This window comes from Planctomycetota bacterium, assembly GCA_016207825.1.
Classification (GTDB): Bacteria; Planctomycetota; MHYJ01; order JACQXL01; family JACQZI01; genus JACQZI01.
On the sequence record JACQZI010000017.1, the window covers coordinates 70,574 to 85,470 of the forward strand.

General features: G+C 43.4%; 10 protein-coding genes. 1 reads left to right on the forward strand and 9 read right to left on the reverse strand.

What is annotated here, in order from left to right; genetic code table 11:
* Positions 1-3: 3 nt before the first annotated feature.
* The 6 genes from HY811_07380 to HY811_07405 all read right to left on the reverse strand — a co-directional run bounded on the left by HY811_07380 (position 4) and on the right by HY811_07405 (position 7,331).
* Positions 4-714, reverse strand: a complete 711-nt coding sequence (locus tag HY811_07380) for a class I SAM-dependent methyltransferase (protein ID MBI4834621.1) — start codon at positions 712-714, stop codon at positions 4-6.
* Positions 707-1,255: an HAD family hydrolase gene (locus HY811_07385; GenBank protein ID MBI4834622.1), complete on the reverse strand. Its 549-nt coding sequence runs from the start codon at positions 1,253-1,255 to the stop codon at positions 707-709. The genes HY811_07380 and HY811_07385 overlap by 8 nt, the downstream gene beginning before the upstream one ends.
* Positions 1,234-2,295, reverse strand: a complete 1,062-nt coding sequence (locus HY811_07390) for an ATP-grasp domain-containing protein (GenBank protein MBI4834623.1) — start codon at positions 2,293-2,295, stop codon at positions 1,234-1,236. The genes HY811_07385 and HY811_07390 overlap by 22 nt, the downstream gene beginning before the upstream one ends.
* Positions 2,296-2,310: 15 nt before the next feature.
* Positions 2,311-3,882, reverse strand: coding sequence for an oligosaccharide flippase family protein (locus HY811_07395; GenBank protein MBI4834624.1), 1,572 nt, complete (start codon positions 3,880-3,882; stop codon positions 2,311-2,313).
* A 68-nt stretch (positions 3,883-3,950) separates the two neighbouring features.
* Positions 3,951-4,832 (reverse strand): class I SAM-dependent methyltransferase, encoded by an 882-nt coding sequence (locus HY811_07400; protein MBI4834625.1) that lies wholly within the window; start codon positions 4,830-4,832, stop codon positions 3,951-3,953.
* Positions 4,833-5,468: 636 nt separating this feature from the next.
* Positions 5,469-7,331, reverse strand: a complete 1,863-nt coding sequence (locus HY811_07405) for an AAA family ATPase (GenBank protein ID MBI4834626.1) — start codon at positions 7,329-7,331, stop codon at positions 5,469-5,471.
* A 957-nt stretch (positions 7,332-8,288) separates the two neighbouring features.
* On the opposite strand from HY811_07405, the gene HY811_07410 reads away from it, so the two are divergent.
* Positions 8,289-9,086 carry a hypothetical protein gene (locus tag HY811_07410; GenBank protein MBI4834627.1) on the forward strand — a complete coding sequence of 266 codons (798 nt, stop codon included), beginning with the start codon at positions 8,289-8,291 and terminating at the stop codon, positions 9,084-9,086.
* Positions 9,087-9,146: 60 nt separating this feature from the next.
* On the opposite strand, the gene HY811_07415 is transcribed toward HY811_07410, so the two are convergent.
* The 3 genes from HY811_07415 to HY811_07425 form a co-directional block, all read right to left on the reverse strand.
* Positions 9,147-10,541 (reverse strand): O-antigen ligase family protein, encoded by a 1,395-nt coding sequence (locus HY811_07415; protein MBI4834628.1) that lies wholly within the window; start codon positions 10,539-10,541, stop codon positions 9,147-9,149.
* A 233-nt stretch (positions 10,542-10,774) separates the two neighbouring features.
* Positions 10,775-12,364, reverse strand: a complete 1,590-nt coding sequence (gene hutH, locus HY811_07420) for a histidine ammonia-lyase (protein MBI4834629.1) — start codon at positions 12,362-12,364, stop codon at positions 10,775-10,777.
* Between the two features lie 36 nt (positions 12,365-12,400).
* Complete coding sequence (locus HY811_07425; protein ID MBI4834630.1) at positions 12,401-14,872, reverse strand: DUF2950 family protein; 2,472 nt, start codon at positions 14,870-14,872, stop codon at positions 12,401-12,403.
* Positions 14,873-14,897: the final 25 nt, after the last annotated feature.

The window sequence follows — 14,897 nt, forward strand, 5'->3', positions numbered from 1 at the left end:
TATCTAATTTGATTTACCCATTAAATACAACTGCGCGCAATATTCCGGTATTTCTTTGCCTATTTCATAAAAGGCATCAAGCGTTTCTTTATCCCATCCCATCATTTGTTGGTTAGACAATGGTTTCAAGAAAACGCCTTCGATTATTCCCGTCTTTAACCCTGCTTTTTTAATATCCGTTTGTAAGGCCATTAAGGAATAATATCGGCGATGCCCGATAAGGTAATCCTGCTTCTGAAGTTGGTCTAATCTTTTTATTAATCCCATTGCCTTACCAATTCTCCTGTGCAATGAATGGGCATTCGGGACGATGAGATGAATCCGCCCATGGGGCGCAAGCCACCTTTTCACACGCTTGAGCAATTTAACAGGGTTAGCAACATGTTCCAGAATACTTGACATTATGATATCATTAAACTTTTCTTTAGGCGTAAAATCTTCAAAGAGCGCGCAGATAAATTCCGCCTTTTTTGGGTTCACGAATTTCATGGTTTCTCTTATATATAACGGCGAACCTTCTACAACAGTGAGACCGGGAAATCGTTTAACTAATTCCTCCGTCATTACACCGCTCCCGCAACTCATCTCCAAAACAGCCGGCCCGCCTATATGCTTAAGAATAGTTTTAGCCCCGTATTTAATAAGATGATAATCAAAACTTTTCCTGCTTTTATACCAGCGGGCGTTCGCCTTCAACTTTTTATGTTCATTCATAAATATAAGTGGTAACACCGGCATTTTTGCCAGCTTCTTTATCAGCATTAGTATTCCCGATAAATAAAATATCTTTATTAGATACCCCATAAAAAGATATTATTTTCTTCAGCCCTTCGGAAGACGGTTTTGGGTTGGTTACATCTTCCTTGCTTATAATACAACTAAAGAATGAGGATAACCCAAGCCGTTTCAAACTATATTCAATCGCTCTTTTAGTATTGGAAGAAAATATCGCCATATTCGGCACATACCGTTTCTTGATAAATCCAATCATTTCCTGTTTTAGATTGCCTGTTTTCACCCCGTTTATCTCTTCATCCGCAATCATATTAATCAGTTTAGAATAAGCATCTTGCCCGAATTTATTCTTTATTAATATCAGGCTTTCATCTAATCGGTTGAAATCGCAATCATAATTATATTCTTTCAGGGTGCGCCGATGAAGTCTTTCTTTAAGGCAAGCCCAGTCTACATCCAAATCAATAATGGTTCCGTCAAGGTCAAATACGATAAGTTTTATATTTTCCGGGATTTCCATCTCTCGCCTTTCACTAATATCGGGCCTTTATCCGGGAGACGAATCCAGTATAGATTTTCCGGCAAGGCGTTATATTGCTTTAATTGGGGCAGTTTCTCTCCATAGGCAAGTTTAACATAATAATAAGGCATATTAACGCCTGCCAGGGAAAAGAAATTACTGGTGGTGAAAAACCTGCCGGCATTAACTTCTGTTACGCAGGGCATTCCCTTCTCGTTTTCCTTCATATCCACGCAAAAAACACCGGTCGCCTTCTTATCTATGCCCAGGATAGCCCTCGCCGCAATCCGGTTAACATCGCGCCGATGGACAGTCGCCGCTACGGATGGGCTGGAAGATTGCCCGCTGGGAAAGAGATTTCCCATATAATACTCTAATCTTGACCGTGCCTGGGAAGTAACCAGTTTTCCATCCTTCCATAAGCTCTGAAAGGCAAATTCCCGTCCCGGCAGGTATTCCGCCAGCATAAAATCCTTTGATTCCAGCCGTTTCGTAGCACGCCAGTAATGTATCCACTCCTTAGCTTGCCTGAAAGACCGGACGGGCAAAGCCGCCTTGGAACCGGCTCCCTTTATTGCCCTTAACCAAACCACTTCATTTCTCTTCTGCAGCTTTTTCATTATATCGGGAATATCTTCAATCCTGCCTATTTGATAAGAAAGGGGAATCGGTATTTTATTACGGCTTAAAATTACATTGGTTGCTAATTTACTGCGGCAAACCCGAAGCGTCTCCTTTGCCGGTAAAAACACCCGTGCGGAAACTTTCTCCCTGTTTTCGGAAATAATATCCAATTCTATATCCGGCTGGGTATGAACCATCTCTATCTTTTCTTTTTCAATCAGCCCGTTAAGTTTATCCATATAATCGGGTTCGTTATAGTAAGGCAGGATATAACCTTTATCAATCCGGGGCAGCTCCAGATGCCACCGGTTAATATCGCCCCCCACGATATAAAACGATTCTTTAGACATTCTTAGAGACTCTATAAAATTAATTCCAGCCGACCCGCCTGCGCCGGTAACTAAAATACGTTTCATAAGCTTTTCTCCTGTTTACGAAACACTAAATTTTGCCATTACCTTTTCCAGCCATGGCAAACGGTTTTGGAATAACAGCAAAACATCCATTTTATCCAACGGCTTAATGTAACAAAGCGCGATAAAGTATCCGCCCCAGAATAATACCGCCTGGATTATCAAAACGACTCCGGCAGTAATACGGGCAGATTCAATGGATAATTGATTGGATAAAGCGGGCAAAAACCACAACGGCATCCCTAAAACAAGGCACAACATTGTTGTTTTCAGAAAGGTGGTTTTGATAAAATAACCCATCGGCAAATGGATTATCTGATGCATTCTTCTAAAGTAATAAAAGGAAGCAATAAACCAGGATGCCATTGTTCCTAAAGCCGCTCCTAACAAGCCGAATTTAATAATGAAGAAAACGCTTAAAGGAAGGTTAATCAGGACATTGATTAAACCCGCATGCATCTCTACTTCCGGATGCCCGATTCCACGCAAAAGCTGGTTGCCGATTCCTCCGGCTAAGACGGAAGCAAGATGCCCGATAGCAAGCAGTTGGGCAATGCGAACGGAATCCTCATACCCTTCCCCCATCCAGACCATCATTATCTGCGAGGCGGACACAATCACGAAGGTAAAAAACGGCAGGGCGATTAATGAAAGATATTTACTGGTCCGTTTATAGCCTTCGATTAATTTTTCCCGCTCACCCCGCCCATCCACCTCTGAAAAAGCAGGCAGTAAAACAGAAGCAGGCAACGTAACGATTCCCTTTACCGTTCCGGTTAGGCAGTTTCCCAATTGGTAAAAAGTCACCAAGCCTATCGGCAAAAAATATCCTATTAATAATTTATCTACGCTAAGGGTTATCATTGAATATATGGAGGCGAGCTGGATTTTATAGCCGAATGTAATCAGGCGTTTAAACATATCTCCTTTTGACATTAAAAAACCGAAGCGGAAAGAAGGCAAAACCCTAAACGAGATTATGAAATTTACCAAGCCGCCCAACAAAACAATTATTATCCTGTTAAGCATTAATCCCGCCAATCCGTATCCCATCTCTAAAAACAATATCGTTCCGATAATATTGGGGAAAGAAACCGCGACGCTTACTTTGCTTGAAATATCCATTCTCTGTAACCCCATCGGGACGCTCTCAAAAACCGCTGAAACATTTACTAAAGCCATTGAAATCATTCCAAGCATTAACACCAACCGGGCTTCACCGGCTAATTCCTGAGGGATTTTGAAAATGCCCAGTAACGGGCCGATAAGCAAAAAAGCCGCGCCGGTTATCACTATTCCGAATATGAGGTAAAAAACAAATCCGGTATTAACAACCTGGTTGATTTTATCATCTTCTTTCCGGGCATAATATTCAGAAATATACTTTATGAATGAAGACCGGATTCCAAAATCCAATAATCCGAAATAACCGGTCAAGACTCCGACAATCGCCCAGACTCCGAAACGCTCTACCCCGATACGATTAATGATATACGGGGTCAACCCAAGCATGACCAGCATACCCCAAAACTGTCCGATTAAGTTATAAACGGTATTGCGAAACACCTTTCGTGATAGGCTCTGTTCCATGATTTTTATATTATCTAATTATTCTTTAAAATACAACCATTTTATACAACAGTGTAACCTTAAAAAGATTATAGCGCCTGTCTTTTACGGGCATAGACGGTGATAAAATCCCACCTTTTTAACAGCTTTATCGCCAAGCCATGCACAATCGGGCGCGCCCAATTCAGGTATTTTATTGCCTTGAGCAACGGATTCGGGCGTGTTTTGCCCTCCGCGCCCTTATTTAATAATCCCGTCCCGCCTTCTCTGACAGACTTAATGATTCCGAATCCGTTTTCGGAAAGCAGTTTGGTTAAGGTTTCTTTGGAGAAGTGATATAGATGAATCTTGGGAACTAAATTCACCCAGCGTTCCTTCATCCGGCGGGCATTGCCGGAATTGATATCCGGAACGGTTATCACCAAAAGCCCGTCCGCTTTTAAAAGGCGCGCCGCTTTTTGGATAGCCTGCTTGGGCAAAGGCAGATGCTCCAGGACATGATACATCGCGATAACATCAAAAAAGCTATCAGGGAAAGAAGCATCTTCAAGATTGCCGGTAACGACGTTTAATCCCAATTTATTCCGTGCATAATCAGATGCCCAGGGAGATATTTCCACCCCATAAGGCTCCCAGCCGTATTCCCGGGCGACATCGAGGAATCCGCCTGTGGCACAGCCGATTTCCAGTATTTTCCCGGAACGCTTGAATTTCATTATGCCTCTTAACCGCCTTTGGGCATCGGCGTAGAAAAGCTCTTTGTTTTGGATGTAATCGAAGCTGGGAACATCCGGCGAGGACTGGTTCCTGAAATAATCCTCCGAATAAAGACGGGCGCGCTCGTCATCAGACAGGCGCGGATTGGTGTAGACCAGGCCGCATTTAAGGCAACGGACGACCTTTAAATCGGATATGGTATAGACCGCTTCCGCCTTATCCGCTCCACAGAGCGCACAGGAAACATATTCCATATATGATTTTATCGGGTTATCCCATAAGGAGCGTTAGGGATACTTGGCATAGAAAAATATCCCGCCTTGCGACCAGAGGCTATAGTCCACGAAGTGGGAAGTCCCCGTAGGTGGCGGGGACGGCTAAAACGCATATATTCGTTTGCATCTCAATTAAATGAGGTTTCAAAGGCAGGGGGGTGGTGCTACTCCCCCCTCAACTTAGGGCTAACTACTCATAAATACGGTGAGACCCCATCTCAAATGCGGAGGGACTCCATGGCAAATGCGGAGGGACTCCATCTTAAATGCGGTGATGCCCCATCTCAGATGCGGTGAGACCCCATCTCAAATGCAGAGAGACTCCATCTTAAATGCGGAGAGACCCCATCCCAAATGCGGAGGGACTCCATTCCAAATCCAGAGAGACCCCATCTTAAATGCGGAGAGGCTCCATGGCAAATGCGGTGGGACTCCATCTTAGATGCGGAGGGACTCCATGATAGTAACGGTGGTATAGCCCTATCCAAAAATGAATTCCAGAAAACGAGACTTGCTTGCAGTGAGGAACGAATCCAACCGAATATAGGCGATACACCACGGGAAAATCAAGCATTAGAAGATGTGGGAGGCGGTACGCTTTCGGATACCATTATATTAATTAAAACTTTTGTTTATCTCTACAAATAGAGGGATAAAACTCTCGGAAGCCTTAACAGAGCCATTTAACAACGAATTAGCATAATGAATTGCGACACCATTTTTATTAAAGTCTTTAGATAATTTCAGTTTAAAGTACTGCATTAGTTTTCTTCCTAATGTCCAATTGCTATCGATGCTTAATGAGCAATCATTAAATTTATCAGGTGTTATAGGAGTAAACCAATCAAATCCCTGATAAAAATCATTTACTGATTTTATATAGATGTCTATGCCGACAAGGTCTTCTATTGATTCGTTTTGATTAGAAGAACCCGTAATTTGATTAATTTCAATAGTTGGAGTGTGGCATTTTTCAGCTACTTTAATCATATCTTTATTTCCATCATCGCTATCACATAGAACAATTGACTTTTTGTTCTGACTACTAGCCGTTTTCAGGAATGGTTCTAAAGCCGCACCATCGTTACATGGAATAATGCTTATTTTAGTTAAATCAAGATGCGTTTTCCCATTAGACTTAAAATAATCCGAAATATTAGCTAAAATTACCTGATCTGATATGCCCTCAACAAAAATATTCTGTTCTCCCAGAAAACCTAAATCGCCAAAGGAAACCCCAATAGACACTTTTAGAGGATCCCATATATTAAGAAATTTATTTTCATCCCTTGGCGCATAGGGCTTATTATCAATCTTAGTCGCTTTGGTTTTAGGATTTCTGGTAAACAATCTAATCCGTTGCGGGAAATTCCAATCTATCATAAAAGGAGAATGGGTAGAATATGCAACTTGATGTTTCTGTGACAATTCATTTAGCATCTTTACAACAATGCGTTGTGCGTTAGGATGCAAATTACAGGCTGGCTCATCAAATAAAACAATGGTCTGATTTTCTAATTTTTGGATAAACAAATATTCTATAACAAACGTTAAAAACCAATTGAGACCTGTCCCGTAATAGCGCAGTTTATTCTCGTCTCGTATCTGTGCTGTTAGAAGAAAACTATTTCTCTTGTAACTGGATTCTTTACTGTGACTATTCCCCGCTAGCCTAATCTCGAAAGTAAGATCTGCAGGATCCCTCCACCACTTTTGCAAAACACCTGTTATTTTTTCAGATAATTCCTTTAATTTTTGTTCTATTTCCTCTTGAGTAAGATTTAATGGCCTTAGCCGTGGTGAATTATGCTTCGTAGTTTCAGCCCACGGCGCATCTACATTGTGGTTTGCTCTAATGTTAGCTTTTAAATCTACAATTGAAAGCAGTAATTTTTCCGTAGTAAAAGGCATAAATTCACTAGGTTGATCAGATAGAGGGGTTTCTGTAATGCATGGACCTGTTTCATAAAATTGTGCTTCAAATAGTTCATTTAGTGCAACTTTTTCAGAAAGATTAATATATCTTATCTTTGGCAAAACAGATTGTTCAAAGTTTCTCATATCTTCTGTAATAGCCGGAAACTCTGTATTATCTTCATAGATATTGATATTTTCTGTATCGGCTAATAAAGAATATGATTGGTTTTTAGGTATATCCGAACGATGCTGATAACAAATTGTAATTAGTTTTGGTTTTTTATTCCCTAATAGTTGAGTGAACTTATCGTTTTTGATATCCTTATCTTCAACTACCCACAATGAATTAAATCTTATACTGTTTGGATCTGCATTTTTTAACTGGCTTATATCCCAACCGGCCATGCCACCGTTTTTTATGTATTGGTCAAATAATCGGTGAAGTATGCTCGTTTTTCCTGTATCATTCTTGCCAATAAGAACTGTTACATAAGGATCAAAAGATAAAGACTGATTTATAAAATGTCTAAATTGATGTAGTTTTATTTCTTTTACTTTCATCTCAAGTTTTTCCTGTTAACAGTCACCGTCCTTTCAGTACTCAGTTTATTGTCATTAGAGCATATCACTTATCCCTAACGAGGTCAAGAGATAAAACCGAGACGACACAAACAAAGCTTAAAAGATTAATAGTTTCAGGATTAAAGGGAACAGGCAGTAAATGACCAGTTTCCAACCCCGATATTCATCGGGGCGGGTGAACAATGACCAATGAAAGAGGATGTAAAGATGAATATAAACGAGCTGGAGGAGAAATATGAGAAATTTTCATGGAATTCCAAGATTTTAGGTCAGATTTCACCTCCTCGTGCAAATAACACTATAGCTGGGGGCGGCAAGAAAGCCCGCCTAACGGCGAGGCAGGTAGTGAGCAGCGAGTAGCGGGCAGTGAGGATGACGGGTAATGAGGATGCCGGAAAAGACCGGATATTTTTAAGATTCTTTGTTACTTTAGCCGGTTTTTGGACTGTATAAGTGGAGGGAAGGGTTAGAAATAACCAATTCCCAAATAACAATGACCAATTAAATAGAAAGGAAATATGAAGAATTTTAAAGGGATTCCGATTTTCCATGTAACATTCGGCGTTCCTGACCTATATACCTTATGAAGGGAGGTAAGAGACAAAATGATTAGGAGATTAAGAAAAATGATATATTTTCATAGAATTCCAAGATTTTACCGCAAAAGGCAGGGGGGTCAAGCGAATAATAGTATGGAGGGACGGTGAACCACGAAGGGTTCACCGCAAGTATCCCTTAAATGGAGGTAAATATGAATATAAAGCGATTAAATAAGGAATTGTCAGTCAGCCGACCGTATCAGCAAGACGGAGGTGTCTGTAAAAGCGTTGTGTGCCAGGTGTCCTGCGTTTGGCGCCAGACGCAAGCCCCAAGACGTATGACGCAACAGGACGTTTTACCGGTTAGCTGGCGTAACAAGAAAGTGGGGATAGTTTTATGACAAACATACTGTTTGATGTAAAGCTGGAAATACCTGCTTTGTACAAGCCTGCCGGCGATGTCGCCCAAAAGTGGGCGCAGAACCTGGCGGAGCAGGCGGAACTGGTGGAAAACCGGCTTATGAAGGCATTGCCCGACGAAGCCAGTTTTCAGGAGAAGCTTGCCACTCCGGCCGCGGAGCAATGGCCCGCCTTTATGTCCGATACCTATCGGACCAAAAGAGGCCGTGTTAAGCAGTCGGTAGTCAAGACCTTTGCCAAGAATATTCAGAACGCGTATGACAGCTGGGTGAAGCGTATCAGCCGCGTATTTGAAGTGACTGACGGGGTCAAGGCCAAAAGGTTCAAGGATGCAGTGCTTGATTCGCAGGAACGGGTTGCCGATGTCTTACGCAAGAAAGCCTTGCGTCTAACCGGCGACCGGGTTCACGGAATCGGCGCGGCAGCCATTGCCTGTTTCTGGATGACCGGCGAGCCGACCATAGCGGGTAAACTGCGTCAGGGAGACCAATTGATTGATGGTAATCCTTACCGGATTTGCCGGGAGGAGTTTATCCAGTCATTCAGGTCCGCCTTGATGAATCGCCTGATTCAAGCCGGGATGCTGATATCCAATACGGAATACGATACCGCGGTTATCAGCGCTCAGAACTCTGTCACCAATAATTTGGTGCAGGGGATGATTGACCCGTCTTTGGGTTTGATGTCCTTCACTCCGGGGGGAGATTCACGCGTGGATTTCCTCGTGGATGGTGATGGGATTTTCAAACTCCATCTCAAGGCGACGCAGGTATAGCCCTGTAGCGGGGCTAAGCCAGTGGATTAGGGGGCGACCTTCGGGTCGCCCTCTTCTCTTTTAGGTTGACTCTATTCCTTCAACTTTAACCGGTTGTTCAGACTTGCCTATTTCCAGGTTTCTTGCCACCATTACCAATCCAGTGACAAACCAAAACGGGACCATGGTTCGTATCGTATAAAAATTGGTCACGGCAATCCCTTGTATCATCAAACCTATCAATAAACACATAAAACCCAATGATAAACCCTTGTTATAAGAATCCATTGTATCGCGATAAAACCCCGCGGCGCTTCCAAACAGCCTGAATAACAGCCAGATAAACAACCCCAAACCGATTACCCCCATGTAAACGAGGTCAAGCACATATTGATTATCCACCCAGGCAAGGTCAACCGAGCCTAACCCATGCCCAATAACCGGATTTTTAGATATTTTATTTTCCCATGCTTCCTTCCAGGCGTCCCACCGCGCATCCCATGACGGGTTTATCCCTCTTTCCTGAACGCCCCGGATACTGTGAATCGTTTCCACTATTTGCGGAGGAAACAGGTATTGCATAAAACTTATAAGGAGAATCGGGATAATCAGGAGGTAATACCGGCGTGCCAAGAGGCTAAAAATAATAAACCCGGCGAATATGGCTGAGTATGATGAACGCGAGCGGGTCAACACAACCGCAATAAGCGAGAGGATAATCAAGCCGAGCAAACCCGTTTTAGATGAAAATTTCATCGGCCGGTATTTAAAGAGAAAACCCAACGCAATGAATATGATGATGATAAAAAAACCGCCCAGGATGTTCGCCTGCGAACGCCTGAAAGGGCCCGATATCCTTATGCGGGACAAATCCATTTCCGGCGAGAGAATTGTATATTCAACGATTCCCCAGAGCGCCACGATAATCGAGGCGACCATAAGAATGGCTATCCCGGTTTTAATTTCCTTTTCCGTCTTTATATTCGTGATGACCATGAAAAAGACCACGAAATATTCCAGCTTTTTCATGACGTAAAAGAAACCGGTTGCCAGTGGAACGCTTCCCACCAAAGCGCCGTGCAACGTGGTAAAAACCATGACAAAGGAAAGAATAATAACCAGCGTATTTACCGGCGTATGGGGAATAAGTATTTCCTGCCGTTTGGCGACCAAGCGGGCAAACCATCCAACCGAAATCAGGACAATCAGGATATCTTCCGGCCGGATGCCGATATCACGCTTGGCAGCAGTCATGCCGGTGCCCACCGCACCTATAGAAATTTCCGGAAAAAAGAGGGTGATGAGAACAAAATAAACCCCAATATTTGGATATAAAAAAGATACGGTTCCCAATACAGCGCCACAGGCCAATGCCAAGCCGATTTCAGGTGAAATTAAAACGATGCTCTGGGCAACATATATTCCACCCATTGCCAGGAAAATAGCAGGCAGGATATATTTGACGAGATTTCGCATGTGATAAGTTGATAGGCTTATAAGTTGCTAAGTTGATAAGATAACATATCCACCCGTATTAACTTGGAGCGTTTAACAAAATGAATAATGTGATTGCTTCGTCCTCCGATATCCATCGGATTCCTCGCAATGACCGTCATTGCGAGCGGCCCCGCGCAGCGGAGAAGCGTGGCAATCTCATTTTGTTACAAAATTATTATCAACTTACTTTCTTATTAACTTATAAGCTTTGCCTATTTAGAATCAAGCGCATCCGACGTCGCCAGCTTAAGCTCCCCGACTTCCTTTTCAATCCGGTTCAAAATGGTGTTTTCCCTGATAAGCTTGGCAACGGATTCGATATCATGGTAAAGGACTTTGTCATCTTCCAGGAATTTCACTAATTTCCTGATTTCTTCGTAAGCAATCCTGGTTCCTTTGCCGGGCTTCAGGCCTTTCCGGAAATCCATCGCCTGGGCGGCGGCCATCATCTCTATGGCGATGACACCGATTAAATTAGTAAGCATCTCACGGGCTTTATGGGCGGCAATCGGCCCCATGGAAACATAATCTTCCTGGTCGGCAGAAACCGAAATGGAATCCACGCAAGCAGGATGCGCAAAGACTTTACACTCGGAAACCAAAGCGGCCGCCGTGTATTGGGCAACCATGAGCCCGGAGTTCAAGCCTTTGCCTTCAACCAGGAAATCCGGTAATCCGGAAAGCACCGGGTTAAGCATGCGGTTGGTATGGCGTTCGCTCAATCCACCGACAAAAGTCAATACCATGCCGAGGAAATCCATAGCCGCGGCAACGGGCTGGCCGTGGAAGTTTCCGCCGGTTAAGGAAATCTTATCATCAACAAAGAACAACGGGTTATCAGCCCCGGCATTCATTTCTATTTCAATCTGGTCCCTGACGTATTCCAAGGCATCCATTGCCGGACCGATTACCTGCGGAGTGCAACGCAAGCTATATCCATCCTGGACTTTAGCCGAACGCTGTGCCAGGATTTCACTTTCCGCAACCAGGGTGCGGATATTGGCGGCAACCGAATTCTGCCCCAAAAACGGCCTGACCCGATGCAAACGAGAATCAAAGGCTTTCAAGACGCTTTGCAAAACATCTATGGTCATAGCGCTGGCAATCTGTGCATTCTTCAAAACCCGTTCGGCATCATAGATAATCAGCGCGCTCCAGCCGGTCATCATCTGCGAGCCGTTAATTAAACCCAATCCTTCTTTGTAAGTCAACTGCACCGGCTTTAATCCGGCGGCTTTCAGGGCATCGCCGCCTTTCATCCTTTTACCGTTGTAAATAGCTTCGCCTTCGCCCATCACGACTTCAGCCATCTGGGACATGGGCGAGAGGTCTCCGCTTGTGCCGACCGAGCCTTTCTTATTAATTAAAGGAATGACATTATGGTTAATCATCCCTATCAAAGTCATCAAGGTAGAATAACGCGTGGCAGAATACCCCTTGGAAATGACATTGGCACGCAACAGCATTGCCGCGCGGACTTCCGCTTCCGGCATCCATTCGCCGTAACCGGCGGCATGGCTGTAAACGATGCGCTTTTGGAGTTCTTCGGATTGTTCTTTGGATATCCTTATACGGGCAAATTCGCCAATACCGGTGGTTATTCCGTAAAGGGCTTCGCCTTTATTAACCAAATCTAACACCAATTGGGCGCTGGCATCCACCTTTTTCTTTGCCTCGGGGGTTACTTCCACCTTGGCATATTCACGGGCAACCTTGTGGACTTGCTCAACGGTCAAATGTTCTCCATCAATCCTTACAATTTCCCCGCTATTTTTCGGCACATCACTTTGCTTTGCTGGCATACTCTTTTGCCTCTCTTTCTAAGTTAAACTATTCAGTTAATTTCCAGCCACACTCCAATATCTCCCGCCCGGCCCGGTTATTGTTGTCGGGTCGTCTCCCGGCCAGCGCAGAATAATTTTATCAATATCACTGCCCGGATCTATCGCGTAAACTATCCCAAGTTCATTAATAATAAACACCCTCGTTCCGGTTTTTCCGTATTCAGCCGGATAAGCCACGAAGGCAAATTTATACTGGTTAGAGTGTTTATATCCATCCTCATCCGGGTCTTGCTGGTACAATTTGCCTTCTGTATCATATTTCATCGCTTCAAATAAGTACCCGGCTTTAGGCACAAATTGGGGGATTTCCACAATCTTCCTGTTGCCAGCCTTGCCTCTTTTACCTTTCATATAAGGCGTCCCATCGGCTCTTGCCAAATCAATGCTGATAAAAGCGGAAGGGGATTCATCATCTTCCCGGCACATACGGTATAAACAGGAAACGTCCTTGGTCCAATAATCCTGAATATCATTCCCGTCAACATCCATCATCCGCCAGGTTACCTCAGCCGCCATCATTGTTTTAAGAGACGCAATTGCCGTTGTTTCATTGGCTACCTGCCTTGAAGAAAGCAGGTTTGGAATAGCGATAGCGGCAATTATCGCCATTCCGGCAACAGAGACAGGTTCAATTCCTATACCGGAGCGGACCTCGATTTTGATTCCATCGTTATCGCTGGAGCAAGCCAATATTACCTGCCCCAGGTAACGGGCGATTGTCTCGCCGGTAGGGAATTTATTGAAGTCTACAAATTCGGGCCATTTCCCCCTCGCCAGTTTTTTAAAGATATCCTGAAAATTCTGGCCGACCGAAAATATACTGTCATAATACGGCCTAAAAAAACGAGCGGCATCTATATACATAAGCGCCCGGCTTGCCGGATTGATGTTTTTCGCCAAATACTCGAATGCCTCGTTCTTATCAATGGAGTTAAACCCCTGTTCCATCCGCATAATCAGCCTTTTTATCGGGTGCATTGAACCCGACGCAAAAACAATATTATCTTTAATAAAATATATGACCGTTTTGTTAAATCCCTGTATCTCATCCAACTCATCCAACAAACCATGGTAGCGATTCGCCAGTGGCATTTTAACGGTTTCGAAACGCAGGTAATTTATTTTTGTCCCGTGGAAAGTAATTTCCTCCAAAGAACCATTCAAGTTATTTGCTAAAGACCTGGCGCATTGCTCAAACTTGCCTTTGTCTTTTAATTCCGCAATGAAAACGCCATCGGGCAGCAATCCACCGCCTTCAGGGAATATCCCATAAGAAATCATTTCACTGCCGAAATTGGCAAGGAAATCATCCGCCATGGAAAAACCGACTTTTTTATTCAATTCTGCCAGGAAGCCATCTACCTTACCGGAAATCGGAGGGAGAACCTTGCAAATATTAACGAGTTCACTCCAAGTTTCTTTCAGGTCAATATTTACACGGGAATAGGAAACCGCATCGGCGGGGATATACTTGGATAATTTATCGGTCTTTGGACTTAACGACAAAATCTTAGGTAACCCCTTGAGAGTCCCGCTTGTTGCGATAAAGACATTTTCCTTTATCATCCCATCCGGTAAAAACTCCATTGAACCTCCAAGCGCATCCATATTATAAACGCCCAAACCGTCCATAGCCTTTCTAATACCTTCGGGGACAAGCACGTTATATCTTTTAATGATTTCTTTTATATTGCAATAAACGAATAAATCCTCATTACCGCCGTTTACTTTGCCGTGAACCCTGGAAAAAAGCGCGTCTGCGCTCAAGCCATTTGCTTGTTTTTCCACGTAGCATGTAATAATTTTCTCCAATCTCTCTTTTTGCGAGGTTACCACCAAAAGAGTATCCAGAAAAGCATAATGCATCAGGCTCCATCTATCTCCGAAAGAAGTCACTTCAATCTCTTTAATCTTCGAGACTTCTTCTTTTATATCCGCATCGCCTTCTTTTGCTTTTTTCTGGATATGCTTGATCGCATCAATCATTTTATCCTTATACTGACCGGCATTAATCGAAAAAACGACATCCGGCATGCCGGGATTAATCGGGGATGGAATATCAATTATAGCAATCGCCGCCTGGGAATGGAAAAGATTTATAGCGTTTTCAATAGTTAATCCGGTTGCATCTTGAAATTTATTTTTAGCCTCATCCAATTTTTCCTTCACTGGACCCTTATTAAGCATATCCATAAACGGCTTAACGGCAAACTGCACTTCTTCATCTTTCCACAAAGCATAGAGATTGGTATTCTTGAACCGCTCCCGCATCAATGAAACATCAGGGAAAGAAATAATGAAAAGAGTGTTATTAGGCAGATATTTTTCAATGGCTAAGTCGGGATTATTTCTGGCAGGGGTTCCCGCCGAATAGCCGGAACGGACAGTATACATAACTGCCGCAAAACCAACAGCAATAAGCACAACGATGATGAGTATCAATAAAGCACTTCCTTGCCTTTTCATAACCATATCCTCCAATATAAGCGAC

What these genes read in the sequence shown, in the direction of transcription:
- HY811_07380 (MBI4834621.1), bottom strand. Translation starts at nt 714, where the DNA reads ATGAATGAACATAAAAAGTTGAAGGCGAACGCCCGCTGGTATAAAAGC.
- HY811_07385 (MBI4834622.1), bottom strand. Translation starts at nt 1,255, where the DNA reads ATGGAAATCCCGGAAAATATAAAACTTATCGTATTTGACCTTGACGGA.
- HY811_07390 (MBI4834623.1), bottom strand. Translation starts at nt 2,295, where the DNA reads ATGAAACGTATTTTAGTTACCGGCGCAGGCGGGTCGGCTGGAATTAAT.
- HY811_07395 (MBI4834624.1), bottom strand. Translation starts at nt 3,882, where the DNA reads ATGGAACAGAGCCTATCACGAAAGGTGTTTCGCAATACCGTTTATAAC.
- HY811_07400 (MBI4834625.1), bottom strand. Translation starts at nt 4,832, where the DNA reads ATGGAATATGTTTCCTGTGCGCTCTGTGGAGCGGATAAGGCGGAAGCG.
- HY811_07405 (MBI4834626.1), bottom strand. Translation starts at nt 7,331, where the DNA reads ATGAAAGTAAAAGAAATAAAACTACATCAATTTAGACATTTTATAAAT.
- HY811_07410 (MBI4834627.1), top strand. Translation starts at nt 8,289, where the DNA reads ATGACAAACATACTGTTTGATGTAAAGCTGGAAATACCTGCTTTGTAC.
- HY811_07415 (MBI4834628.1), bottom strand. Translation starts at nt 10,541, where the DNA reads ATGCGAAATCTCGTCAAATATATCCTGCCTGCTATTTTCCTGGCAATG.
- hutH (MBI4834629.1), bottom strand. Translation starts at nt 12,364, where the DNA reads ATGCCAGCAAAGCAAAGTGATGTGCCGAAAAATAGCGGGGAAATTGTA.
- HY811_07425 (MBI4834630.1), bottom strand. Translation starts at nt 14,872, where the DNA reads ATGAAAAGGCAAGGAAGTGCTTTATTGATACTCATCATCGTTGTGCTT.